Annotated in this window: 21 protein-coding genes; 7 read left to right on the forward strand and 14 right to left on the reverse strand. The window is 60.4% G+C overall.

Features of this window, described 5'->3' with window-relative positions:
* Nucleotides 1-2: 2 nt before the first annotated feature.
* Together AWR36_RS04365 and AWR36_RS04370 are read right to left on the reverse strand one after the other, a co-directional pair.
* Nucleotides 3-1,343, reverse strand: coding sequence for a Na(+)-translocating NADH-quinone reductase subunit A (locus tag AWR36_RS04365; protein ID WP_067081452.1), 1,341 nt, complete (start codon nucleotides 1,341-1,343; stop codon nucleotides 3-5).
* A 398-nt stretch (nucleotides 1,344-1,741) separates the two neighbouring features.
* Nucleotides 1,742-3,202 carry a glyceraldehyde-3-phosphate dehydrogenase gene (locus AWR36_RS04370; RefSeq protein ID WP_369814730.1) on the reverse strand — a complete coding sequence of 487 codons (1,461 nt, stop codon included), beginning with the start codon at nucleotides 3,200-3,202 and terminating at the stop codon, nucleotides 1,742-1,744.
* Between the two features lie 308 nt (nucleotides 3,203-3,510).
* Here AWR36_RS04370 and mfd point away from each other — a divergent pair, with 308 nt between their 5' ends.
* The 3 genes from mfd (at nucleotide 3,511) to AWR36_RS04385 (ending at nucleotide 9,172) form a co-directional block, all read left to right on the forward strand.
* On the forward strand, nucleotides 3,511-7,002 hold the full coding sequence (gene mfd / locus AWR36_RS04375) for a transcription-repair coupling factor (protein WP_082679374.1): 3,492 nt from the start codon (nucleotides 3,511-3,513) through the stop codon (nucleotides 7,000-7,002).
* Nucleotides 7,003-7,069: 67 nt separating this feature from the next.
* Nucleotides 7,070-7,834, forward strand: coding sequence for a CsiV family protein (locus tag AWR36_RS04380; RefSeq protein ID WP_067081464.1), 765 nt, complete (start codon nucleotides 7,070-7,072; stop codon nucleotides 7,832-7,834).
* Between the two features lie 102 nt (nucleotides 7,835-7,936).
* The gene (locus AWR36_RS04385; RefSeq protein ID WP_067081467.1) at nucleotides 7,937-9,172 is read left to right on the forward strand and encodes a DUF819 family protein; all 1,236 of its coding nucleotides are present in this window, start codon (nucleotides 7,937-7,939) and stop codon (nucleotides 9,170-9,172) included.
* A 163-nt stretch (nucleotides 9,173-9,335) separates the two neighbouring features.
* Here the strand turns inward: AWR36_RS04385 and AWR36_RS04390 are convergent, their stop codons facing one another.
* From AWR36_RS04390 to AWR36_RS04405, 4 genes are all read right to left on the reverse strand, one after another.
* Nucleotides 9,336-9,551 (reverse strand): cold-shock protein, encoded by a 216-nt coding sequence (locus AWR36_RS04390; protein WP_067081471.1) that lies wholly within the window; start codon nucleotides 9,549-9,551, stop codon nucleotides 9,336-9,338.
* A 314-nt stretch (nucleotides 9,552-9,865) separates the two neighbouring features.
* A complete protein-coding gene (locus AWR36_RS04395) occupies nucleotides 9,866-10,972 on the reverse strand; it encodes a mechanosensitive ion channel family protein (protein WP_067081473.1) in 1,107 nt (368 codons plus the stop codon).
* A gap of 122 nt (nucleotides 10,973-11,094) precedes the next feature.
* Nucleotides 11,095-12,135 carry a beta-N-acetylhexosaminidase gene (nagZ, locus tag AWR36_RS04400; RefSeq protein ID WP_067081475.1) on the reverse strand — a complete coding sequence of 347 codons (1,041 nt, stop codon included), beginning with the start codon at nucleotides 12,133-12,135 and terminating at the stop codon, nucleotides 11,095-11,097.
* Nucleotides 12,136-12,203: 68 nt separating this feature from the next.
* Entirely contained in the window at nucleotides 12,204-12,833 is a 630-nt protein-coding gene (locus AWR36_RS04405; protein WP_067081478.1) for a TetR/AcrR family transcriptional regulator, read from the reverse strand.
* A 143-nt stretch (nucleotides 12,834-12,976) separates the two neighbouring features.
* On the opposite strand from AWR36_RS04405, the gene AWR36_RS04410 reads away from it, so the two are divergent.
* Complete coding sequence (locus AWR36_RS04410; RefSeq protein ID WP_067081480.1) at nucleotides 12,977-13,288, forward strand: DUF6763 family protein; 312 nt, start codon at nucleotides 12,977-12,979, stop codon at nucleotides 13,286-13,288.
* 93 nt (nucleotides 13,289-13,381) lie between these two features.
* Here AWR36_RS04410 and AWR36_RS04415 read toward each other — a convergent pair whose 3' ends face one another.
* Nucleotides 13,382-14,020 (reverse strand): LOG family protein, encoded by a 639-nt coding sequence (locus AWR36_RS04415; protein WP_067081482.1) that lies wholly within the window; start codon nucleotides 14,018-14,020, stop codon nucleotides 13,382-13,384.
* A 211-nt stretch (nucleotides 14,021-14,231) separates the two neighbouring features.
* On the opposite strand from AWR36_RS04415, the gene lexA reads away from it, so the two are divergent.
* The gene (lexA, locus tag AWR36_RS04420) at nucleotides 14,232-14,837 is read left to right on the forward strand and encodes a transcriptional repressor LexA (protein WP_067081484.1); all 606 of its coding nucleotides are present in this window, start codon (nucleotides 14,232-14,234) and stop codon (nucleotides 14,835-14,837) included.
* A 280-nt stretch (nucleotides 14,838-15,117) separates the two neighbouring features.
* Here the strand turns inward: lexA and AWR36_RS04425 are convergent, their stop codons facing one another.
* The 4 genes from AWR36_RS04425 to AWR36_RS04440 form a co-directional block, all read right to left on the reverse strand.
* Nucleotides 15,118-15,369, reverse strand: coding sequence for a hypothetical protein (locus AWR36_RS04425; RefSeq protein ID WP_067081487.1), 252 nt, complete (start codon nucleotides 15,367-15,369; stop codon nucleotides 15,118-15,120).
* Nucleotides 15,370-15,474: 105 nt separating this feature from the next.
* Nucleotides 15,475-15,972 (reverse strand): DUF6586 family protein, encoded by a 498-nt coding sequence (locus tag AWR36_RS04430; protein WP_067081489.1) that lies wholly within the window; start codon nucleotides 15,970-15,972, stop codon nucleotides 15,475-15,477.
* The gene (gene topA / locus AWR36_RS04435) at nucleotides 15,969-18,707 is read right to left on the reverse strand and encodes a type I DNA topoisomerase (protein ID WP_067081491.1); all 2,739 of its coding nucleotides are present in this window, start codon (nucleotides 18,705-18,707) and stop codon (nucleotides 15,969-15,971) included. Before topA ends, AWR36_RS04430 begins: the two co-directional genes overlap by 4 nt.
* Before the next feature lie 227 nt (nucleotides 18,708-18,934).
* A complete protein-coding gene (locus AWR36_RS04440; RefSeq protein ID WP_067081493.1) occupies nucleotides 18,935-19,483 on the reverse strand; it encodes a hypothetical protein in 549 nt (182 codons plus the stop codon).
* A 153-nt stretch (nucleotides 19,484-19,636) separates the two neighbouring features.
* On the opposite strand from AWR36_RS04440, the gene AWR36_RS04445 reads away from it, so the two are divergent.
* Nucleotides 19,637-20,074, forward strand: coding sequence for a universal stress protein (locus AWR36_RS04445; RefSeq protein ID WP_067081496.1), 438 nt, complete (start codon nucleotides 19,637-19,639; stop codon nucleotides 20,072-20,074).
* Between the two features lie 83 nt (nucleotides 20,075-20,157).
* On the opposite strand, the gene AWR36_RS04450 is transcribed toward AWR36_RS04445, so the two are convergent.
* Complete coding sequence (locus tag AWR36_RS04450) at nucleotides 20,158-22,092, reverse strand: ATP-binding cassette domain-containing protein (protein WP_067081498.1); 1,935 nt, start codon at nucleotides 22,090-22,092, stop codon at nucleotides 20,158-20,160.
* A 164-nt stretch (nucleotides 22,093-22,256) separates the two neighbouring features.
* On the opposite strand from AWR36_RS04450, the gene AWR36_RS04455 reads away from it, so the two are divergent.
* A complete protein-coding gene (locus AWR36_RS04455) occupies nucleotides 22,257-24,233 on the forward strand; it encodes a transglycosylase SLT domain-containing protein (protein WP_067081501.1) in 1,977 nt (658 codons plus the stop codon).
* A gap of 85 nt (nucleotides 24,234-24,318) precedes the next feature.
* Here AWR36_RS04455 and AWR36_RS04460 read toward each other — a convergent pair whose 3' ends face one another.
* A complete protein-coding gene (locus AWR36_RS04460; RefSeq protein WP_067081503.1) occupies nucleotides 24,319-24,567 on the reverse strand; it encodes a glutaredoxin family protein in 249 nt (82 codons plus the stop codon).
* A gap of 4 nt (nucleotides 24,568-24,571) precedes the next feature.
* Complete coding sequence (locus AWR36_RS04465) at nucleotides 24,572-25,456, reverse strand: FHA domain-containing protein (protein WP_067081505.1); 885 nt, start codon at nucleotides 25,454-25,456, stop codon at nucleotides 24,572-24,574.
* Nucleotides 25,457-25,528 lie beyond the last annotated feature (72 nt).

A 25,528-nucleotide genomic window follows, 5' to 3' on the forward strand; every position in this document is an offset into this window, starting at 1 on the left:
CCTTAACCCTCCTTCTCAATACGGGTCAGGTTGTCCCGCAAAATGGGGCCGTACTCGTACTTGCCGGGGCACACAAAAGTGCACAGCGCCAGATCTTCTTCATCCAGCTCCATCGCACCCAGTTGCTGGGCAGTGGCGGTATCCCCAACAATCAGGGAACGCAGCAGCTGTGTCGGCAGAATATCCAGCGGCATTACCTGCTCGTAGGTACCGACCGGAACCATGGCGCGCTCGGAGCCATTGGTGCTGGTGGTGAAAGCGAACTTCTTACCCTTGAACAGGCGTGACAGGTAAATCGGGAAGATGGAGAAACGCTTGTTACCGGCACGCAGGTAGTGCAGCAACGGACGCTCACGGCCCTCTTCCAGTACTGAGATCTGGTTGTGGTAGCGGCCCAGGAAGGCCAGCGGGCCCTCGGCGGTACGGCCACCGAAAACGGAACCGGAGATCACGCGGTTGTCGTCACCCTGGACTTCGCCATCCAGGAGAGTGTTCAGGTCGGCACCGAGGCGGGTGCGCAGGAGGCGGGGCTTGTTGACCCGGGGGCCAGCTACCGCAACTACGCGATCCGTGAACAGGCGGCCGGTGGTGAACAGCTTGCCCACCGCGATCACGTCCTGGTAACCAACAGTCCAGACCGTACGACCCGGCTTCACCGGACGCAGGTAGTGGATGTGGGTACCGGACAGGCCCGCCGGGTGCGGACCGGCGAACGTCTCATGCTTGATACCGGAAGCGCTGGGCACCGGGATATCGGCGTCGGGCGCGCTGCAAACGAAGGTGGTATCAGCCAGGCGGGACAACACCAGAACACCCTGTTCGAAGGCCTCACGCTGCTCCGCAATGATGATGGCGGGATCAGCGGCCAGCGGATTGGTATCCATGGCATTGATAAAGATGGCCTCTGGCTCTGCATCCAGCGCCGGCACCTTGCTGTACGGGCGGGTGCGCAGCGCAGTCCACAGACCGGACTGGATCAGGTTCTCGCGAACCTGCTCACCGGTCAGGCCGGCCAACTGGTCAGCACCGTAGGAGGCGAACTCTTCAGCCTCATCGCCATCGATCTCGATGACCACGGACTGGAGGGCGCGGCGCGCACCGCGATTGATAGCCGCGACACGACCGGCGGCGGGCGCAGTGTAGCGCACGCCTTCAGTCTTCTTATCGGTGAACAGCAGCTGTCCGAGTTTGACGCGATCCCCTTCAGCCACCGCCATAGTCGGCTTCATCCCGTGATAATCGGGGCCGAGCACAGCGACGGTCTTGAGTGCAGGACCATCCTGGATGACCTGCTCGGGCGCGCCGGATATGGGTAAATCCAATCCCCGACGGATCTTTCTCATACGCCTATGCCTAAGTTTCTAGTTTGAAAAGCTGCGAGCGGGCCCATCACCCACCGCCCAGGAGGAGATTCCTGTCCGGCTTGGATCGGGCACGCCCGGGAAATCCTGTCACGCGAGGTCTTAAACCGCTGGGCCCGGAATCGGGCAGAAGGAGCATCACTTCTTTGGCGCACGGTGGCCCCACAAAATCGCGCGCATTATAAAGATGCACCCCCCGCATTACCAGAGCGAGAGCGACCGAAATGACCGATTGAGGAGATTTTTTCGCTGGAAAAACAGGAAGTTGGGAGGGCGACGGAACGCCGGGAGGAGGCCCCGGGCCCGACCAGGGGACGGCCGGGACCGGGCAGTCGGCGACCTGCATGATCGCCGACCCGGGAGTTCCCACAGGGGGGAGATCAGTCCTTTTTCGGGAACAGCGCGTAATTGACGCCGGCCATGTCCTCGAGACAGCGAACCACCTGGCAGCTGTAACCGAACTCGTTGTCGTACCAGCAGTAGAGGACCGCATTGTCACCCTCAACGATGGTGGCAATAGAGTCGTACACACAGGCGCGACGGGAGCCTACGAAGTCACTGGACACCACTTCCGGGGAGTTGGTGTAGTCGATCTGCTGGCGCAGCGGCGAATGCAGGGCCACTTCGCGCATGTACTCGTTGACCTCTTCCTTGGTGGTTTCCTTGCCCAGGCGCAGGTTCAGGATCGCCATGGAGACATTCGGGGTCGGGACCCGGATCGCGTTTCCGGTCAGCTTGCCCTTCAGCTCCGGCAGCGCCTTGGATACCGCCTTGGCCGCACCGGTCTCGGTCAACACCATGTTCAGCGCTGCGGCGCGACCGCGACGCTCACCCTTGTGGTAGTTGTCGATCAGGTTCTGGTCGTTGGTGTAGGCGTGCACGGTCTCAACATGGCCGTGCTCGACACCAAAGCCGTCCATCATCGCCTTCAGCACCGGCACAATGGCATTGGTGGTACAGGAGGCGGCGGACAGGATCTTGTCCTCCGGCTTGATCTCGCCATTATTGATGCCGTAAACGATATTCTTGATATCGCCTTTGCCCGGGGCGGTCAGGATCACCTTTGAAGCGCCCTTGCTTTCAAGGTGCTGGCTGAGGCCTGCCTCATCGCGCCACACACCGGTGCTGTCCACGATGATGGCGTCATTGATGCCGTGTTCGGTGTAATCAACTTCCTGGGGGGAGTTGGCGTAGATGACCTTGATCTCATTGCCATTGCAGATCAGGGTGTTGGTCTCCTCATCCACCCGGATGGTGCCGTTGAAGGCGCCGTGCACAGAGTCGCGACGCAACAGGGATGCGCGCTTGACCAGGTCATTGTCCGCCTTGCCCTTGCGCAGCACGATGGCGCGCAGGCGCAACACGTCGCCACTGCCGGCTTTCTCGACCAGCAGGCGGGCGATCAGGCGGCCGATACGGCCGAAGCCGTAGATCACAACATCGCGGGCCTTGGGGATCGGCTTGCCGGCACCCTCCGCATCGGCCAGCTCGGCCTGGACGAATTCGTCGACGGACAGTCCGCGATCGTCGCGCATGTACTTGTTGGTCAGGGTGCCCAGGTCGATATGTACGGGGCCCAGATCCAGTTTGCTGATGGCTTCCAGCACCGGGAAGCTCTCAAATTCGGAGAGTTCGTTTTCCTCCACCTGCCGCACGAAGCGGTGCGCCTTCATGATGCTCAGTACGGAACGGTTCACCAGGTTGCGGCCGTACATGTAAATACCGACGTTGCGCTCGCGATTGAGCTTGCCGATCATCGGAATCATGGCTTCAGCCAGCGCTTCGCGCTCTTTCCAGTCCTTGAAAAAATCCGCGGGCTTGGGTCGCTTCTGAGTCACTATCAGACACCTCTGCAATATGATGGATAGGCAGGAAAAACGCGGCATTCCGGGCGTCCCGGGCCACGTGGCTGCGCATTATCAGTATTCCCCCCAGACCGCGCAACCGAGCAAAAAACCACCTAAAAATTGTAGTTAAACTACCAATTTGTTCTGCCTTATCAGGATGATGCGCGCCAGACCCGCTCCCCACAAAATCCGCCTTCTCACACCGGTGGACTACAGGCAGGACTGCGCCCACGCCTGTTCACCGGTACAATAGCGCACCCTCAGCCCTCCCCCGAGGAAAAGCGCGGATTTACAAGGCAAAGATGACCCGACTGAACCCCCTCTCCCCACCGGAGTTTCGCTCCGCTACAGATCGCCAATACTGGGGCCAGCTGCACGGATCGGCAGCGGCACTGGCCATCCTCAGCGCCGCCCAGCGCAGGGATGCACCTGTACTGCTGGTAACCCGGGACAGCCAGGAAGCGCACCGTTTGGAGGTGCAGCTGAAATTTTTTAACAAAAAATGGCGAGATGGGGACTCCACCGACGGCGGCGATGAAGAGCTGGAGATCATCCACTTCCCGGATTGGGAAATCCTGCCTTACGACACGTTCTCACCGCACCAGGACATCATTTCGGACCGCCTGGCGACCCTCTATCGCCTGCCGCGGATGCGCAGGGGGGTCGTGATCGCCCCGGTCAGCACCCTGATGCACCGGCTGGCACCGCAGCAATACATCTCCGGCAATGCCCTGCTGCTGCAGGAGGGCCAGACGTTCGACCTGGCCGCCCAGCGACGCGCCCTGGAGCAGGCCGGTTACCACTGCGTCGATACTGTGTACGAGCACGGCGAATTCGCCGTGCGCGGCTCCCTGATGGACCTGTTCCCCATGGGCAGCGCCCTGCCCTACCGGATCGACCTGTTTGACGACGAGATCGAGTCACTGCGGACGTTTGACCCGGAAACACAGCGTACCGTGGAAAGGGTCGATACCGTGCAGCTTTTGCCGGCCCGCGAGTTCCCGATGCACAAAGCGGCACTGTCTGCCTTTCTTGCCCACTGGCATGAGGCCTTCGAATGCGACCCGGGCAATGTACCCATTTACCAGGATATCAGTGCCGGGATTGCCCCCGCCGGTATCGAGTACTACCTGCCACTGTTTTTCGGCGGCGACTGCGCCAGCCTGTTTGACTACCTGCCGGAAGGCAGCGCGGCCTTCCTTCAGGGCGACATCCAGAAACCGATTGAGAACTTCTGGCGCGAGGTCAACAACCGCTACGAGAGCCGGCGGGGGGACCTGACCCGCCCCATCCTCGAGCCGGCCCAGATTCTGCTGCGGCAGGAGGAATTCAACAGCGCGCTGAAGGCCATGCCGCGGGCCATTTTTTCCGACAGTGTCCTGGATGAGGCCGCGGGAAATCACAATTTCGACGCCCTGCCCCCGCCCAACCTGCCGGTGGACGGCAAGTCTGAGCAGCCACTGGCGGCGCTGGAGGCGTATTTGATGGAGCACTCCGGCCGCGTGCTGTTCTGCGCTGAATCCGGGGGGCGACGGGAAGCCCTGCTCGAGCTGCTCAAGGGCATACGCCTGGACCCGACGCCATGCGGCTCCTGGAAGGAATTCCTCGACGGTGATATCTCCCACGGCATTGCCGTTGCCCCCATCGACCAGGGCCTGGCCCTCGAATCCCCGGATATCAGCGTTATTGCCGAGCCGCAGCTGTTCGGTGAACGGGTGCTGCAGCAGCGCCGGCGCAAGAAAGCCAAAGACGACGCCGAGAACGTGGTCAAGAACCTGGCCGAGCTCAGTATCGGCTCACCGGTCGTCCACATCGATCACGGTGTCGGCCGCTATCGGGGCCTGCAGAGCCTGGATATCGATGGCCAGCCGGCAGAGTTCCTGACCCTCGAGTATGACGATGAGGCGAAACTGTATGTGCCGGTGGCGAGCCTTCACCTGATCAGCCGCTATTCCGGCGCCGACGAGGCGCTGGCCCCACTGCACAAGCTGGGCAGCGAACAGTGGCAGAAAGCCAAGCGCAAGGCCGCCGAGAAGGTCCGCGACGCGGCCGCGGAGCTACTGGATATCTATGCGCGACGCGAAGCCCGTGTCGGGCACGCCTTCGACAATCCGGGGCTGTCTTACCGGGAATTTGCCGCCGGCTTCCCGTTCGAGGAAACCCCGGACCAGCAACAGGCCATTGAGGCGGTGGTCGCGGACATGCTGTCGGACAAACCCATGGACCGCCTCGTGTGCGGGGATGTGGGCTTCGGCAAAACCGAAGTGGCCATGCGGGCGGCTTTCGTCGCTGCGCACGCGGGCAAGCAGGTGGCCATGCTCGTGCCCACGACACTGCTGGCGCAGCAGCATTTCCAGTCCTTCCAGGACCGCTTTGCCGACTGGCCGGTGAATGTCGAGGTCATCTCGCGCTTCCGCTCCGGCAAGGAAGTGGAGAGCGTCAAAGAACGCGTGGCAGCGGGTAAAGTCGACATCCTCGTCGGCACCCACAAGCTGCTGCAGAGCGACCTGGACTTCAAGAACCTGGGCCTGCTCATCATCGATGAAGAGCACCGCTTTGGGGTGCGCCAGAAGGAGCGCCTCAAGAGCCTGCGCGCCGAGGTGGACATCCTGACCATGACGGCCACGCCGATTCCGCGCACCCTGAACATGGCCATGTCCGGCATCCGCGACCTCTCAGTGATCGCCACACCGCCTGCCCGGCGCCTGTCAGTGAAGACTTTTGTCCGCCAGCGGGATGAAGCCCTGATCAAGGAGGCGATCCTGCGGGAGATCCTGCGCGGCGGCCAGGTCTATTTCCTCCATAACGAGGTCAAAAGCATCGAGCGGATCGCCCGGGAGCTCGAAGCCCTGGTACCGGAAGCCCGCATCGGCATCGGCCACGGCCAGATGCGCGAGCGGGAGCTCGAGCAGGTGATGAGCGACTTCTATCACAAGCGCTTCAACGTGCTGATCTGCACCACCATCATCGAGACCGGCATCGACGTGCCGAACGCCAACACCATCCTGATCGAGCGCGCGGACAAGTTCGGGCTCGCCCAGCTGCACCAGCTGCGCGGCCGGGTGGGTCGATCCCACCACCAGGCCTACGCCTACCTGCTGACCCCCGGCAAGCGCTCCATGACCAGCGATGCGGTCAAGCGCCTGGAGGCCATCAGCGAGGCCCAGGACCTGGGTGCCGGCTTTACCCTGGCCACCCACGACCTGGAGATCCGGGGCGCCGGTGAGCTGCTGGGAGAGGACCAGAGCGGCCAGATCCAGAGTGTGGGCTTTAACCTGTATATGGAAATGCTCGATCGCGCCGTGAAGGCGATCCGCGAGGGCAAGACGCCAAATATCGACGAACCGCTGGAATCCCCCGCCGTGGACGTCAACCTGAGGGTGCCAGCGCTCATCCCCGAGGACTACCTGCCGGATGTTCACGGCCGCCTGATCATGTACAAGCGCATTGCCAATGCCGCTGACCGCAATGAGTTGCGGGAGCTACAGGTGGAGATGATCGACCGCTTCGGCCTGCTGCCCGAGCCGGTCAAACACCTGTTCCGCACCACCGAGATCAAGCTGCAGGCCAACGCCATGGGCATCCGCAAACTGGAGGCTTCCGCGGCCCGCGGACGGGTCGAGTTCTCGGAGAACACCAGCGTGGACCCGCTGACGCTGGTCAAGATGGTGCAGAATCAGCCTGGCATGTACCAGCTAGCCGGCGCCAACCAGCTGACATTCAGCCTGGATGAATCCGGGCCCGAGGAGCGGCTGGCACAGGTGTCGGGAGTGTTGGAGCAGCTGGCGCAATGATAGACTGCCCCCTTGCACCGGCCCGCGAGGCCGGCGTCGACAAAAACAGCATCACTGCGGTATCACCATGAGAAGATTTCTGCACCTGTTCGCGGGCCTCGCCCTCGCCACCGCTTCCGGCATCGCTGCGGCGAAAAATTATGCCGGCACCACGTTTGAGATCGAACTGATCGTCTTCAGTCGCGACAGCGGCATGGCCCAGAGTGGCGAGAACTGGCCGGCGTCGCCGCGCCTGGAATACCCCCGGCAGTGGGTCGACTTCAACACCATGAATGGTGACAGCCCGGTATTGCAGCCGGTCGCCACGCGCCTCGACAACAAAGTCGCAGCGCTCCGCCGGGGCCGGGGACAACAGGTCCTTTTCCATAAGGCCTGGCAACAGGTGCTGCAGAACAAGCGCAACGCACCGGCCATCCTGATGACCGGAGGCAGCCGCGCCGGTGACCACCACCAGCTGGAGGGGTCTGTCACCATCAGTGTGGCCCGCTACCTGCACCTGAGCACCAATCTGTGGCTCAGCGAGTTTGGCCCGGCTGCCGCTCCCGTCGCCGACAATGGCATCGCCCTGCCCCGCCGTCCCGTGGCCGAGCCCGCGCAATTCGACGAGCAGATCGATCTCATGGGCCAGGCCGACCAGCCCCTTTCCGTGGCCGCAATGCGGTCCGAGCCGGCGGCGCCCCTGACCGTTCCGCGTGTCGCACTGCTGCAGCAGGAGCGACGCATGAAAAGTGGCGAACTGCACTACCTCGATCACCCCAGCTTCGGTGTCCTGATCGAAGTGCGCACCGTGGAGCAACCCACGGAAGCCGAGGCGGACCTGACCACCCCCTGATAACAGGCATGAGAGCCACGTAACCATACGGGGCTCCGCAATCCCCTGGTGCCCTGCTTTCAGGGCACGGAATAATAAAAACAATGGAAGTGCGACCATTCTATGATCACCAATGACGCCATTATTCTCGGCATGCTTGCCGCTATCCTGGGCTTTGTGTTTTACACCGCCGGTAGCGAACACCGCTTCTGGAAACGGTTTTACCGGTTTGTCCCGGCACTGCTGCTCTGTTACTTCCTGCCTTCACTGCTGACCACATTCGGTATCATCGATGCAGAGCAGTCCAACCTCTACTACGTAGCCTCCCGCTATCTGCTGCCCGCAAGCCTGGTGCTGCTGACCTTGAGTATTGATCTCAAGGCCATCGCGAACCTGGGCCCCAAGGCGCTGGTGATGTTTCTCACCGGCACGCTCGGTATTGTGATCGGCGGTCCGATCGCCCTGCTGATCATGGCAACCATCGACCCGGGCATTCTCGGCGTCACTGGGCCGGAAGCTGTATGGCGCGGGATGACCACAGTAGCAGGCAGCTGGATTGGTGGCGGCGCCAACCAGACCGCGATGAAGGAAATCTTCAGCGTGGGGGACCAGGTATTCTCTGCCATGGTGGCGGTGGATGTGATCGTCGCCAATATCTGGATGGCTGTGCTGCTGGTCATGGCCGGTAATGCCAAGCAGCTGGACGCACGCCGCGGGGCAGACACCAGCGCCATTACCACGCTGCGGGAAAAGGTAGAGACGCTGCAGAAAAAGCATTCCCGCATTCCGTCTCTCCCCGACATGATGCTGATTGCGGCCGTCGGCTTCGGCGTTACCGCGATCGCCCACGCCTTCGCGGATCAACTGGCGCCGTGGTTCCAGGCCAACGCGCCACACCTGGCTCGGTTCAGCTTCACCAGCCAGTTTTTCTGGCTGATTATCATCGCCACCACCCTGGGGGTGGCGATGGCATTCTCCCCTGCTTCAAAGCTGGAGGGTGCCGGCGCCTCCAAAATCGGTTCGGTTTTCATCTACTTCCTGGTCGCCACAATCGGCACCAAGATGGACATCACCGCACTGCGGGACAGCCCGGAACTGTTTGTGCTGGGCGCCATCTGGATGAGCATTCACGCCGGTCTGATGCTGCTGGTTGCCAAACTGATCAAGGCCCCCACTTTCTTCATGGCCGTGGGCAGCCAGGCCAATGTGGGTGGCGCGGCCTCCGCGCCGGTGGTGGCTGCAGCCTTCCACCCCTCACTGGCACCGGTAGGTGTTCTTCTGGCGGTGTTCGGTTACGCACTGGGAACCTATGCAGCCTGGTTCTGTGGCCAGCTGCTGCGGGTGGTGGGCGGCTCCTGAGGGAGTCGCTTGCGACGGGCAATTATTGCGGACATGAAAAAGGCGGGCCAATGGCCCGCCCGGGTGTACCAGTGCTCCTGAGGCGTACAGAACAGTCCTGAATGGGACTGAGTAAGCAGCGCCTGGCCGGAGTGGCAATTACAAAGAATTTTTTATCGGGGACTCATTCGCAGGGAACGACATCTTCCGCCAACAATCCCTTGTCACCTTTCTGCATTTCAAATTCAACGGCTTGCCCTTCATTCAGGGTTTTATATCCTTCGCCGCGAATACTGCGATAGTGAACAAAAATATCCTCGGTACCTTCTCCACAGGTGATAAATCCGTAACCCCGGGCATTGTTAAACCACTTTACGGTACCTGTAACGCGATCACTCATTGAGCCAACCTCATTATTGTTATTGCGCTGAGCTCTCTACCCCTGCGTTACCTCTCGGGTGGAGAGCGACAAACGCCACCCCAATATCGGCAGCCTTGCGACTGCTCTCTTGCACTGTCCACCTAGTCATTCAGGTGTACCACAATGATTCTTAGATAAATTGGCGCCAGTGTCTAGGTTTCTATGTGAAATAAATACTACATTGCGCGTATTTCGCGCAATTTTTCATCAGCGCCGCTGGTCAGAAGTTGTAGAGCTGTTAAAGCTGTCACATAACACCCAGACATTCTTTCCTGTATTCCCTGCCTGGACGTTCATGACGGCTCCGGAACCGCCCTTTCCTGCTGGGCTATCTCGGCGATATGGACCGTGGATGTCGGGAAGGCACAGGAGGCTCCGTGAGACTCGACGATCTCCAACACCTTCAACAAAACGTCCTGTTTTATCTCATGGTACCGCACCCACTCGGTGGTCTTTGTGAAGGTGTAAATGAAGAAATCCAGCGAAGATGGCGCAAAGCTGTTGAAGTTTACGATCAGGGTCTGGTTGGTATCGATCTCCGGATGGCTCTGTAACATGGCCTTCACATCCGTCACGATCGCAGCCATGTGGGGAGCGTCCGCATAGCGGATGCCCACCGTTTCAAAGATCCTGCGGTTCTGCATCCGGGAGGGATTCTCTACCGAAATCTGGGTGAACACGCTATTGGGGATATAAAGGGGGCGTTTGTCGAAAGTGCGGATACGGGTCAGGCGCCAGCCGATGTCCTCTACCGTTCCCTCAATTTCCTGATCCGGAGAGCGAACCCAGTCCCCCACCGCAAAAGGCCGGTCCAGATACACCATCAACCCGCCGAAGAAATTGGCCAGTAGATCCTTGGCAGCGAAGCCGACCGCCAGGCCGCCGATGCCGCCGAAAGCCAGGATCCCGCTGATGCTGTACTGGAAGTACTGCATGATCACCATGGCAGCGGTGATCAGTATGGACGCGCGTACGAGCTTGCCCATCGCTCGCACCGTCGTGGCGTCCATGGGCTTGGCGATATAGCGCGGGTCGCGCAGGTTTCGCTCGACATTGTGGGAGAAGCGCCAGGCGAACCAGGTGACCGCCAGGATGACGCCGACATCCCGGATTGGCTTCGCCAGATCAAATATCTCGGCACCGGTCGCGCTCCCCGCGCGCCCCGCGGCCACGGTCAGGCCAACCAGCCAGATCAGCACGGGGCCGGGAGGCGTCAAAGCCCCTACCAGCGCATCATCCCAGGGATTGACCGTCTTCGCCGCGCGCTCTTCCAGCTTGAGCACAAAGCGCTTCAAAAACCACGCGGCGAGTGCAGTGGCGAGAATGATCGAAAAAATAACCACAATCCAGAATCGATTGGCGCCGATCCAGGGGACGATCAACTCCTTAAAAGCTTCCACTGATTACTGCTCCAAGAACGTCGTTGTTATCAGAAATTACGAGATTACGGGGCTGCGAAGGATATCCCAAGACTGGGACTGCGGCCCAATGCTGGGGATTTGTTCAGACAGGCATGCAGCCTTCAGTCACTGGCGAGCAGGGCGTTGAGCCACTCCCTGGTGCGCTGCCAGCGCTCACTCTGCTGCAATGCCTCCCACGAATCAATGTCTGGCCTGCCTCGCATCCGTGCCAGCCTTCGGCTGGATTCCGGGTCGGGTTTATAGGCCTCCAGGCTTTCGAGCACCTCCAGTGCCCCCGCCCGATTGTTGCAGACGATGCCCATATCACAGCCCGCAGAGAGCGCGGCCTGGATACGCGCCCCATAGCCACCGGCCGCCCCCGCGCCCTCCATAGAAAGGTCATCACTGAATATGACGCCGTCGAAGCCAAGCTGCCCCCGCAGTACTTGCTGCAGCCAGAAGGGTGAGAAGCCGACCGGCTGCCCGTCCACCTCCACGAAACGGATATGGGCCGGCATGACCGCATCCAGCTCACGGTGGCGAATACAGTCGATAAACGGCAGCGCATCGCTCGCCATTACCGCCTTGAGGCCTCGCTCGTCCTCCGGCAGTTCTTCGTGGCTGTCCTCCAGTACGTGGCCGTGGCCGGGAAAATGCTTCCCGGTCGTCGCCATGCCCGCCTCATGCATGCCAGCCATAAAGGGCCGCACCTTGTCGGCGACCGCCGAGGGGTCCGCAGCAAAACTGCGGTCACCCACGATACGGCAGTGGGCATCGTCGGCATCCAGGACCGGCGCAAAGCTGAAGTCGATACCCACACTGAGCAGCTCGGCGGCAAGCAACCAGCCGACATCCCGCAACTGCTGCTCATCGGCGGCACGGGCGAGCTTCTGCATCGACGGCAAACGGGTAAAGCCCTGCTCCCGGAAGCGCTGCACCCGGCCACCTTCCTGATCGACCGCCAGGAGAATCCCCGGGCGCACGGAGCGAATATCTGCTGCCAGCGCCTCCAGTTGTGACCGGTCGCGAAAGTTGCGGGTGAAAAAAATCAGCCCTCCCACCATGGGGTGGCGCAGCAGATGACGATCTTCTTCTGTAAGCTCTGTGCCGTCGATATCGATCATTACCGGACCGAGGCCGGCGCCGTTGGACTGCTCTTCCATTTTGCCTCTCATGCTCCCGCCCATCCGGGCTATCTAATCACTGGCAGGCAGCGGGCTCAACGTTCCAGTCAGTCGCCCGCGTGCAACATTGCCGCTGCCGCTGGCACCAGTCGCTCCAGAGTCTCCTGCAAGCTACTCTCGGCACCAAAATCTTCCTTGAGGATAGCCTCGATGGCGTCGAAGCTCGACAAGGTGAAAATAGTGGCCCCAAGCATAAAGTAAAGACGCCAGTAAAACGTGACCGGATCCAGCCCGGGAAGCGCCTTTGACAGCAGACCGGCGAAGCGCCGGTAACTATCACCGTAACGGGAGACGATAAACCGCCGCAGGTGACCCTGGTACTGGGTATAGGCGAGTCCCAGCAGGCGCATGAACCTCTGCGGATCCCGACCTTCCCGTTCGAGACTGGCCATGGCCACCCGGTAGAGGCTATCCAGCAGCACTTCGGCATTCAGGGGCTCATCCGTGGCCTCGCGACGGTCCAGCTCTCCGACCAGGCTCTGGGTAAAGGGCGTGAGAAACCGCTCAAAAACCGCCTGGATCAATTCTTTCTTGGAGCCGAAGTGGTAGTTTACTGCCGCGAGATTGACGCCTGCAGTGCTTGTGATGGTGCGCAGGGAGGTCTCCGTGAACCCCCGCTCGGCAAACAGCACTTCCGCGGCGTCCAGTATCCGGCTGACGGTGTCAGTCTGGGTCATACGAATTCAAACCACCAATTAAAACAGTTGTTTGGCAACTTGCGCAGATTAGCACATCCATCCGGAGCTGGCGTAGCTACTGACTTCATGAGGCACACATTAGATTGTGAGAAACACAACAGGGGCAGGAAGTCATGTCACAAATGTCACCAGATATCGGCAGTTGGTTCGAGGACCTGGAGAGCGGAGAGGTTTTTGAGGTCGTCGCCATTGATGAGCTGCATCAGACGGTCGAAGTTCAGTACCTGGACGGTACCGTTGGGGAAATGGAGCGGGAATACTGGATCAGCCGCTCGCTGGCGACTGCCGCCGCGCCAGAGGATGCACACGCGGCCTACGGCCTCACTGCCCGGGAACAGTCTCCCGATTCCGCCGAACCCGGTCCAGAATTACTCAGCACGCTGGATAATCTCGAGGGCGAGAGTTTTGCCGGGACCGATGAAAACCCCTTCTGAGAGCAACGTCCAGGCGCCCGCTCTCAAGGATATTTTTGGGCCGCTTCGCTGAGCCCGGGCCCGGCTTTACAACGTACCGCCAGCGTTACTGCCTCATTCCTTCGAACGGATGAAGTCGACAATCACTTCAGCGGCCTCATCGACAGTGTCCACCACACGGAACAGATCCAGGTCAGTTTCATCAATGCATCCGCGCTCGAGCACCGTTTCTACCAGCCAATTCTTGAGCCCTCCCCAGAAGCGCTCGCCGACCAGGATAATGGGAAACCTCTGCACTTTGCGGGTCTGCACCAGCGTCAACGCCTCGAAGAGTTCATCAAGGGTGCCGTAGCCGCCGGGCAAACCAACAAAGCCAACCGCATGTTTTACAAACATGAACTTGCGCACGAAAAAGTAGCGAAAGTTGAGACTGATATCCTGGTACGGGTTGGGCGCCTGCTCAAAAGGCAGCTGAATATTCAGGCCAATGGATGTACCGGGCTGGGGATGCGCACCGCGATTGCAGGCTTCCATCAGGCCCGGGCCGCCACCAGTGATCACGGAGATCCCCTCCCCCGCCAGCAACTCCCCTAAACGAACCGCCTGTTGGTATTCCGGGGAATCCTCGGCAAACCTGGCACTACCGAATACCGTGACAGCCCCTGAGAGTGCGATCAGGCGTTCAATACCATCCACCAGTTCAGACTGGATCCGTAGCACTCGCCAGGCTTCTGGCATTTTTGCATCTAGCATGATCGTCTTCCCTCTGCTGCTGCAGTCGGTCACTCCGGCTCGAGATGAACATGTTTTGCCAGAGCATTCCCGTAACTGCGCTTGTTATTCTTCCTGAATTCACTTTAGCAGCATTTCACGACATGACCGGCAAGTTTGCGCAGCGAGGCATTCTGTATATAATCACAGCAACTGTATATAAATACAGACAACAATCAGGCAGGTGACAACCATGACCAACCTCACTGCGCGTCAGGCTCAGGTACTCGAACTGATCAAGTCCTATCTGGACGACACCGGCTACCCACCCACCCGTGCGGAGATCGCACAGGAGCTGGGCTTTCGCTCACCCAACGCTGCAGAAGAACACCTGAAGGCTCTGGCCCGCAAGGGAGCCATCGAAATGGTAGCGGGCGCATCCCGGGGTATCCGGATTCCCGACTATCAACCGGGCCTGCCCATCGTCGGTCGTGTAGCCGCGGGCAATCCGATCCTCGCCGAAGAAAACATTGAGGATTACTGTGAGCTGCCGTCGGATTTTTTCCACCCGCCTGCGGACTACCTGCTGCGAGTGCACGGAATGAGCATGAGGGATGCCGGCATTCTTGACGGCGATCTGCTCGCGGTACAACGCACCGACCAGGTCCGCAATGGACAGATCGTCGTTGCGCGCATCGAGGACGAGGTAACGGTCAAGCGTTTCCGACGCCGGGGCAACCAGGCCCTGGTGCAGTTACTGCCAGAAAATGACGAGTTCGAGGTGATCCAGGTGGATATGCGGGACAAGCACTTCGCTATCGAAGGCCTCGCGGTCGGGGTGATTCGCCAGACTCCTTGAATCCCCCCTGCCGGGTTTCCCGCTGGGCTGACGCCGGCCTGGCGGGAAGCACCTTTTACCTCCCTCACCCAAGCCAGCAACCAGCCAGCGATCTGGCTGGCAACCAAGCTCTGCGCTCAGCAGCCGGCAGCTCAGGAAAGGCCCTGCTGCAATGGTGCAAATTGAATCTGCTGGAAAAACCGGAAGGGGAGCGGGAAAGCCGCGCTTTGCAGGATTGCGCTCGCGGGCGCGAGCTGAAGTTACGGCGAGAGTTACGGCGAGGAATCGCCGCCCGGGTAAGTCAGTGAATGGTGTGGTTGAGCGGTTCGAGCTCTTCTTCGAACACTTCCGGCTCCAATTCGCCGATATTTTGTACAGCCTCGATTCCCGCTTCCAGCATGGCCTTGGCGATGGCGATCTTGTGTTCCTTCAGGAACTGGGTGCTCTCCTCGGAAAAGTGGATTCGCACCAGGGCATCATCGCGTTCACCGGCACGGCGCAGGGCAACATCGCCGTTCGCCAGCTCAATGATTTCGAAAGTCTCTGAGGACATGCGCTTCTCCGTTCACATCTATTTTGCGCAGTGTAACACACCCCCCTGCACGGGATCATTGGGCTGCGGGGATGCTGCCCCTGAGACTTTGCGCTGTTGGCGCCCTCACCACTCGGCGCTGTGGGCGCGCTGGCGATGAATAAGCTCCGTCAGCGCCGATTGCCATTGCTCAAGCTGCTCCGCTGACAGGGCCTCGACTGAGCGTCGCCCGACGTCCCTCGCCGGAATCAGTGCCGGGCTGGCCGCATTCTTTGACTGGCCCCCGCGATCTGCCGAGAACTGCCACAGGCTTTGCCAGGCAGCCTCCAGAGAGGACAGCCAGCTGCCCGGCTCTTCCAGCAGCGCCTGCAACTCCGTCGCTTCGCCGCAGCCCTTGTTCTGGGACAGTGCCATTTGCGCAAGCGCCCCGGGGGAACCCGGCTCGCCGCCAAGCTGCAACTGGAACGCCAGCTCGGCAAGAAAGGCCTGATAGGCTCGCCAGAGCTCCAGCAAGCGAGCCTCCATAAGAGCCTGCGCTTGCAGATTGCCTTCCGGAGGGAGGTCGGCAAGCAAGCTTGCCTTGCGCAGTGCCGCGGCAACCGAACCGGTATAGGGGTTGCTCATTCCTTTTTGCTCGGCGCTTTCTTGGGCGCCTTTTTAGCGGCTTTCTTTGGCGCCTTCTTGGCGGCTTTCTTGGCCGCAGGCTTCCGCTTGGCCGCTGACTTGGCTTTGGTGGCAGCCTCTACCTGCCACTTGCCGTCGCGATAGAAAGCCCGCCAGCCAGTGGCCTTGCCATCCTCCTCGGACTGGACATACTGCTCCTGGGTCTTGCGACTGAATCGCACCACCGTATCCCTGCCCTCGTCATCTTCAGTAGGGGCAGAGAACAGGAAGCTGTACTTCGGATCAATCTCGTCCTTGTGGGGCAATAGTTCCTTCACCAGGGGCGCCCTGGTCTCCCGGTTCTTGGGGAACTGGCTCGCTGCCAGGAACAGGCCCGACGCACCGTCACGCAGAATGTAGTGGTCCTCCACTTTCTGGCAGGGCAACTCGGGCATCGGAACCGGATCCATTTTCGGCGGTGCCGGCTGGCCGTTCTTCAGCAGCTTGCGGGTGTTTTTGCACTCCTCGTTGGTGCAGCCAAAATACTTGCCAAAGCGGCCTGACTTCAGCTGCATATCGCTGCCGCACTTGTCACATTCAATAACCGGCCCGTCGTAGCCCTTGATCTTGAATGTGCCCTTCTCCACCTCATAACCCGGGCAATCAGGATTGTTGCCACAGATATGCAGTTTTCGCTGCTCATCCACCAGGTAGCTGTCCATGGCAGTGCCGCACTTCGCACAACGCCGCTTGTCCCGCAGCTGACGGGTTTCGGCATCCTCATCCTTGTCGGCATCAACTGCTTCTTCACCGGATACCAGGTTCATGGTGTTGGTGCAGCGCTCCTTGGGAGGCAGCCCATAGCCAGAGCAGCCCAGGAAGACTCCGGTGGAACCGGTACGGATCTGCATGTGACGCCCGCACTTGCTGCATTCAATGTCGGTATCGGTGGGCGTATTGCGGCGCATCCCGTCCTCGGCGGACTGGGCCTTTTCCAGTCGCTTGGAAAAGTCGCCATAGAACTCGTTCAGCAGGTCTTTCCAGCCTCTATCTCCCTCGGCGACCGCGTCCAGAGATTCCTCCAGGTTTGCGGTAAATCCGTAGTCCATCAGGTTCTTGAAACTTTCGCTGAGCCGATCAGTGACAATATCGCCCATCTTCTCTGCATAGAATCGACGGTTTTCAAGACGGACGTAGCCACGATCCTGAATCGTGGAAATAATCGAAGCGTAAGTAGAAGGTCGACCGATGCCACGCTTTTCCAGCTCTTTCACCAGTGCCGCTTCACTAAAACGCGCCGGCGGCTTGGTGAAATGCTGTTTCGGGTCGAGCTTCTGCAGAGCCAGTTTGTCGCCGACCTTGACGTCGGGCAGCACCCGGTCTTCGTCTTTCTTGCTCACCTGTGGCGCGACCTTCAGGAAGCCATCGAAGCGGATGACGCGACCGCGAGCGCGCAGCTCGAAGTCACCAGCCGTCACCACCACCGAGGTGGAAGTGAATTCCGCGGGCGTCATCTGACAGGCTACGAACTGCTGCCAGATCAGATTGTAGAGCCTTTCCGCATCCCGCTCGACGCCACTCAACATGTTGGGTTGCATGCGCACATCTGACGGGCGAATGGCCTCGTGCGCCTCCTGTGCACCCTCTTTACTGCTGTAACTGTTGGGCGTTTCCGGCAGATACTTCTTACCAAACTTCTCTACGATGAAGTCGCGGGCAGAGTCCACCGCCTCTTTACTCAGATTGGTGGAGTCCGTCCGCATATAGGTAATGTGGCCGGCTTCGTACAGGCGCTGGGCCAGCATCATGGTCTTCTTGACACTGAACCCCAGTCGATTGCTGGCCGCCTGTTGCAGGGTGGAGGTAATAAACGGTGCGGTGGGCTTAGAGCTGGTGGGCTTGTCATCCCGCTGCGTCACAGTGAAATCGCTGGCCTGCAAAGCCTTGGTGGCGGCGCTGGCCTGTTCTTCGTTGGTCGGGCGGAAAGCCTCTCCAGCCTGGCGCTTTACCTCGAGATGCAGCGGTTCGGCCTTCTGCGTCGCCGTATCCGCCGAGATGGTCCAGTATTCCTCAGGAATAAAGGCGCGGATTTCCCGCTCGCGCTCAACCACCAGCCGCACTGCCACCGATTGCACCCGACCTGCGGACAGACCGCGGGCAACCTTCTCCCACAGTAGCGGCGAGACCATGTAGCCCACGATGCGATCGAGGAAGCGGCGCGCCTGCTGCGCATTTACACGGTTGATATCCAGCCGGCCCGGATCCTTGAACGCCTCCTGGATCGCCGATTTGGTGATCTCGTTAAACACCACGCGGCGATAGCGATTGTCATCACCGCCAATCGCCTCACGTAAATGCCAGGCGATCGCCTCCCCTTCGCGGTCCAAGTCCGTTGCCAGATAAATCTGGTCGGCATTCTCGGCCAGCTTGCGCAATTCACTGACCACTTTTTCCTTGCCGGGAAGAATTTCGTAATGGGCTGACCAGTCGTGATCCGGGTCAATCCCCATGCGCTTGATTAACTGCTCGCGGCTTTTCTTGCGCTTGTACTTCTCCTTCTCCTCCGGGGAAAGCTTGCGGGTCTCCGCTGCCCGACGGGCCCGCTCCTTGGGATCGACGGGCTTTTTATTGCCACCGGCAGTGGGCAGATCGCGAATATGGCCCACGCTGGACTTCACCACGAAGTCCTTGCCGAGGTACTTATTGATCGTTTTCGCTTTGGCCGGTGATTCGACAATGACCAGTGATTTACCCATAAGCCCTTGAATTCTGTATAGATTTTTACTGCCTGCAGCCCTCGATCGACGACGACTGTGAGCGCTGCGATGCGCGAATATATAAGCTTCGCCCCCGGTGGGGTCAAGCGGGACGGGCAAAATTCCCCGCACCGATGGATGGTTTTGCCGGGATTTCGATCATCACCCGGGACCCCTGACCGGACCGCAGGTAAGCCCTGGAAGCTATCCCGTATCACCCTGAATTACTATGATTCAGGCCCTTTTCCCTGCTCGGTGTCACGGGCATCTTCACGTCCGGCGGGCTGCCTGATGGCTTCCTCGATTTCCGGGCGCATTTGCTTGAGAGCCTGCTCCACGGTCTCGAATCCTTTATCCCCACTGCGCTCCTGCCACTGGATGCCGAGACCGCCCCGGGTGCTGTGAATGGCGCAGGCATCCTCAGGAAGCCGCTTGAGCAGCTCGCGGATCAGCTGCCAGGATGCCTCGGGGGCGGCTTTTCCGGCCCAGTCCCAGCGATCAGAGAAATGGAGGTCATGGGACATGCGCTGGAGCTCAAGGTTCCAGCCGACGTCCAGTCTGCGCGGATCTTCCCAGCGGTTGTAATAGACTGCCGCAGTACCCTCACCCAGTGCCGTGGGCAGGGGTTTCATCTTCACCGTCATGCCCGCTCGAATCGCCCGCTGGCGCAGCCCGGCAAGCTTGCGATCGCGGTCGCTGGGTTTCATCCACATCACCGGCCCCACAACCAGCGCGACCGCGAACAGGATAATAAGAAGTGGGAGCCAACCTGACATAAACGGATCCGTGTTTAGCGAGCTGTGTGACGAATTAAGCGCCCATTGTGCGTTGCGGTGCGCCGGTCCTGTCAATCGTTTTTTTTTACAGTAGACTCTCTGTGAGGTTTCGAGCCACTGTCAACGCGATAATAGAAAAGGAGAAGCGTGCTCATGGCGGATTACAAGCGTATTCTGGTTGCCCTGGACCTGTCGGATGATTCCACCCAGGTGCTTGATAAGGCAGGGGAAATGGCGCGGGCATTTGGTGCTGAGCTTTGCCTGACGCACGTTATCGAACCGCTCACGTTTGCCTATGGTGGCGACATCCCGATGGACCTGTCGGAAGTGCAGGAACAGCTTCAAAACCAGGCCAAAGAGCAGCTTCGCAAAGCCGGGGAAAAGCTAGGGGTTGCTGAGGATCGGCAACGGGTTGTGCTGGGACAACCGGCAACGGAAATTCATCGACTCGCCGATGAGCTGGGTTCCGATCTGATCATCATCGGCAGTCACGGCAGGCACGGCCTCGCTCTGCTGCTCGGATCCACCGCCAACGGGGTCCTGCACGGTGCCGGTTGCGATGTGCTGGCTGTGCGCGTGCACTCCGAATAACACACCCAGAATGAACCAACATTAAACTGGGCGCGGCGGCAGTACCGCGCTTCTGGTCGCCCGGTGGAGCCGGGCAGCAATGTTCAGGAATCGCTGTCCAGCTCTGCCCAGCGCTCAAACGCCGCCTCAAGCTCCGCCTGGCGGTCAGCCAGCAGTTTGAGGCGCTCCTCGATCTTTGCCGGCTCCTGCTGGTAAAAGCCCGGGTCGCTCACTTCGGCTTCCAGTGTATTGATTTCTTCCTCCAGGGATTCGATCACCCCGGGCAAGCTGTCGAGCTCCCGCTGTAACTTGTAACTGAGCTTTTTCTTTTTGGCGGGTTTTTCCTCTGCCGCTCCCGCCTTTGCAGAAGTGTCACCTGCAGCCTCCGCAGCTTTTGCCTCCGCATCTTTGGCCCCCGCGCTTTTGGCCTGCCCGCTCTCCTCCAGGGCAGCGGTATCTTCGCTGGCAAAATGCCCACCCTGGCGCAAAAAGTCTGCGTAGCCGCCGACATACTCCCGCACCACACCATTGCCCTCAAAGGCCAGGCAGGAATCCACCACGTTGTCGAGAAAGGCCCGGTCGTGACTGACCAGCAGCACCGTACCGGAGAACTCCAGCAACAGCTGCTCCAGCAGCTCCAGGGTCTCTACGTCGAGGTCGTTGGTGGGCTCATCGAGAACCAGGATGTTGGCGGGCTGGCTGAACAGCTTCGCCAGCAATGCGCGGTTCCTCTCGCCACCACTCAGGGCCCCCACCGGGGTGCGGGCTTTGATTCCGCTGAAGAGAAAGTCGGAGAGATAGGACATGATGTGACGGCTGCGGCCGCCGACGGTGACGCTATCCCTGCCCTCAGCGATGTTGTCCACCACGGTCAGCTCCGGGTCCAGCTGATCCCGCCGCTGATCAAAGTAAGCGATCTGCTGCTTGGTGCCGAGTCGAATCGACCCGGACTGGGGCTTAAGCTCGCCGAGCAAGAGGCGGATCAGGGTGCTTTTGCCGACCCCGTTGGGACCGATCAGGCCCACCTTGTCGCCCCGCATCAGGGTATAGGACAGGTCACGAATCAGGTATCTAGCCTCTTCGCCATTGCCGTCCTGGGGATAGGCAAAAGATACGTTTTTGAGCTCTGCGACCAGCTTCCCGGAGAGCTCGCCGGAATCCAGTGCCATCCGCGCAGTGCCCTGCCGACTGCGCCGGGCTTCACGCTGGCGACGCAGGGACTGCAGTGCACGCACTCGCCCCTCGTTCCTTGTCCGCCGAGCCTTGATGCCCTGGCGGATCCAGGCCTCCTCCTGTGCCAGCTTCTTATCAAAGAGCGCCTCGTGGCGGGCCTCTTCCTCCAGGAGCTTCTCTTTCTCCTGCTGATACCGGTCAAAGCCGCAGTTGAAAACGCGCAGATGGCCGCGATCCAGATCCCAGACCGAGGTCGCCAGGCGCTGGGCCAGTGCCCGATCGTGGGTCACAAAAAGCAGCGCACCATTGAAGCCGGCGAGAAAGTTTTCCAGCCATTCGACGGCGGTGATATCCAGGTGGTTGGTGGGCTCATCCAGAATCAGCAGGTCCGGTTCGGTAACCAGTGCGCGGGCAAGTGCTGCGCGCCGCTGCCAGCCGCCGGAGAGATCCGCTACGGACGCTGACTCATCCAGCCCGAGGCGATCGATGATACTGTCGATGCGCGGCAACAGATCCCAACCGTGGGCCGCCTCGATCAGCTCCTGCAGGTGCTCATCGGGCGCGTCGCGGTAGGCGGACAGATGACGACCGATATCTCCGAGACCCGACGCCACGTATTCGTAGACCGTGTCCCGGCAGTCTGAGGGAAGTTCCTGTTCGAGGGTGGCAAGGCGGAAACCGACAGCCCGGATCACCTCGCCCTCATCGGCGTCAATCTCCCCCGCAATCAGGCGCAAGAGGCTCGATTTTCCCTCACCATTGCGCCCGACAAGGCAGATACGATCGCCCTTTTCGACTTTGGCAGAGACACCCTCTGCCAGTACCTGGGTGCCGTATCGGAGACCGACGTTGTCTAACTGGAGCATAAAACACAACTACAATTAAGGTTGCCTGGAGCTTGCGAACCGGCACCGCCAATAAACGGCTGAGAACGCGCTCCAGGTCACGCGTAAAGACGGAAATTTTACGTAGTTTTCCTCGCGCTGTATTGATAAATTTACTCTCGCGAACTTTCAATCGGGTGATTCAAATGTCGATTGACGCAAAGGGATTCGCGCTGCTGTTATCCCTGGTCCTGTCTTCAACCCTGCCTGCCGCAGCCACTTCCGCCGAGAGGCCCGATGCCGAGTATGCGGTGGCCCAACGAGAGAAGCTGCAGAGCGCCCGCATGGCTATCGCCCAGGGTGACCGGGCAAGCCTCGCCAGAATCAGGGGAGAACTGGCTGGCTATCCACTCCTGCCCTATCTGGATTACTGGGAGCTCAGCAAGAAACTATCGCGACTGCCCTACGGAGAGATCGACAGCTTTCTGGAGCAGTACCGGGACACGGCCATCGGTGACTGGATGCGGGTCAAGGTCCTGAGAGAGCTGGGCAGCCGCCAGCGGTTCCGCGCCTATCTCAAATACTATGATGCCGGCACGATCCGGCGCACCTCCCTGCGCTGCTATTACGCTGACGCCCTCGCCCGTCACGGCGACAAAACGGAAGCCTACCGGCTGGTCGAGGACCTGTGGCTGGTGGGCCACTCTCAGGCTGAGGAGTGCGACCCGTTATTCGCCCGCTGGATCCGGGACGGCGGCCTGACCGATGAACTGGCATGGCGGCGACATATGCTCGCCCTCGAGGCCGGCAACCTGGACCTGGCGGACTATATTGCCGGCAAGATGAGCGGCGAGCAGGCGAGCCTTGCAGCGCTGGCGCGCTCTGTGCACCGCGACCCCGGGCAACTCCTCAATCACCAGCGCTTTTTACGCAGCTCACCGCACTACCGGAAGATTGTACTCCATGGACTTGGCCGCCTTGCTCGACGCAGTGCCGAGGACGCCCTGACAGCATGGCGCCACTACGATGCCGGCTACCTGTTCGAGGAAAACGAGCGAGAGGCGCTACTGCGGGAAATCGCCCTGCAATTCGCCCGCCAGGATAACCTCGACGGGCTCCGCGTCCTTGTCCAGCAGAGCGAGAACTTCTCCGACGAGCGCACTATCGAATGGCTCGCGCGCCAGGCTCTGCGCGAGCTGGACTGGGCGCAGGTGGAGTTCTGGATCAATCGGCTGCCAGAGTCGGCGCGCAATCACGAGCGGTGGCTCTACTGGCGTGCACGCGTGCTTGAGGAGCAATATGGCGACGCCCGCCAGCAGGAGGCCGCCTACCTGTACCGGCGCGCAGCCCAGGAGCGCAGCTACTATGGCTTCCTGGCCGCGGACACGCTCGGACAAAACTACAGTTTTGTCGACCGCCCCGCGCCAATCAATGCCAAGGCGGTTGAGGAGATGTCTGCGCGCCCGGCCATGCAGAGAGCACGGGAGCTACAAGCGATCGGCGAGCTGTACCACGCCCGCAGGGAATGGAATTACGCCACCCGCGGCATGGATCATCAGCAGCTCCTGACTGCGGGCAAAGTCGCCAGTTCTTGGGGCTGGTACCACAAGTCGATCCGCTCAGTGCTGGCGGCAGATTACCTGGATGACCTGGAATTGCGTTTTCCGCTGGCATTCGCCGACATTGTCACCGATGCCAGCCGGCGCATGGGGCAGCAGACTGCACTGGACCCCTACCTGATCTATGCGGTGGCACGCCAGGAAAGCCACTTCAGTCACGATGCCAAATCCGGCGCCGGTGCCCTCGGCCTGATGCAACTGCTGCCCTCGACTGCCCGGGCCACTGCCCGGCGCGCCGGAGTCCAGCTTCGCAGAAACTGGGATCTTCTAAGCCCCAGTACCAATATTGCGCTCGGCAGTTTTTACCTGAGCACGCTGCTCAACCGCTTTGATAACAACCGGATCCTCGCCGCAGCGGCCTACAACGCCGGGCCGACGCGGGTTGCCCAATGGCTGAAGGAGACGCGCCAGCAGCTACCCTACGACGTGTGGATTGAAACCATCCCCTACCACGAGACACGCAAGTACGTGCAGAATGTGCTGGCCTACAGCGTAATTTATGCCTATCGGAGCGGCACCAACCTGCCACTGTTGCGGGAAAATGAGGCGACCACACGCCTCTAGCCGGCAGCCAGGCAGCAAGTCAGAAGTCAGAGAGCAACGGAAAGGATTGAAGTAAAGCGGCGGCGCTGAATCGGCAGCGCCACCCCTACAACCGGGCGGAGAGCCAGTCGGCCAGTTGCGCCTGATCGAACGGCCAGACACAGACATCGGTCGGGTCCCCGAGACCGACGACAGGTATCGAGGTCGCGAAGCGGGCCATCAACCCCTCGTCCTCGGCAATATCCACTTGCTTCAGCCGCAGCCCGAAGACCTCGAGCACCGGCCAGATCTCAGGCTTGGCCTTTTCGCACAGCGTGCAGCCCAGGGTCGTATAAAGGATCAGTTGCCGAGCCATCGACTCACAGGATTCCCTGCCAGCGGGCCCAGAAGTATCCGGTGACCACGGCCGCCACCGCGAGAATGCCGACCCACAGCCAGACACCCTGCCCGCCATCCACCGCTTCCGCATCGGAAATCATGCGCTGTCTTTCACGGGTCGTATCTCCGGCAGCCGGTGCCCGCGCTGCCGCCGCAGCAGATCGGTCGCTGACCTTTGCTTCCACCTGTGCGCCGGACCGGACGACGTCCTGGGGAATGCTCACCGCGGGGCGAACCGTTGTCTTGTCCAGGTCATCGGCAGGTCCCACCACGCTGAAACTCAGGGTATCGAAGCGCAGCTCATCACCGCGTCGCACCCGCGTCTCGACCACGCGCTTGTTATTGAGGTAAGTGCCATTGGCCGAGCCCAGGTCGGTCACAAACAGCAGCCCATCGCGCACCTCCAACCGCGCGTGGCGACGGGAAAGATGGGAAAGGGAAAAGGTAATATCACACTCGTCAGAACGCCCCACCACCGTCGTCTCCCGCACCGGGAAGACCCTGCCGGCGATTGCCGGATGGTTCGCCCGTAGCGCCCAGGCCACCGATGCAGCGGAGGAGGCCGCTTTCAGGCGCGTCACCTTGGGATCGACGACCCCGAGGGTCCGACTTCCTACCGTTAGCTTGTCATCGAGCTTTACCGGGCAACTGCGGTCTACCGGCTGACCATTCACCGCAAGCACACCGTTACCGGCCAGGTTTTTTAAAATCAGTGCATCGCCCTCGACGAGGATTTCCGCCTGCAACTTAGCCACTGATTCATCGGCAATGGTGAAGTCGCAATTGCTGGCGCGCCCGATCGTCACCCTGGGCGCCACCAGCCACACACTTTGGCTGACATCCTTGAGATCACAAAGTTTGAGCATGGATATGATGTCCTTGATCGGGCCGCCTCACCATGGGACCCTCAGTAGTGCACTAACAGACACACCCTGAGC

The organism is Microbulbifer flavimaris (assembly GCF_001641755.2).
Classification (GTDB): domain Bacteria; phylum Pseudomonadota; class Gammaproteobacteria; order Pseudomonadales; family Cellvibrionaceae; genus Microbulbifer; species Microbulbifer flavimaris.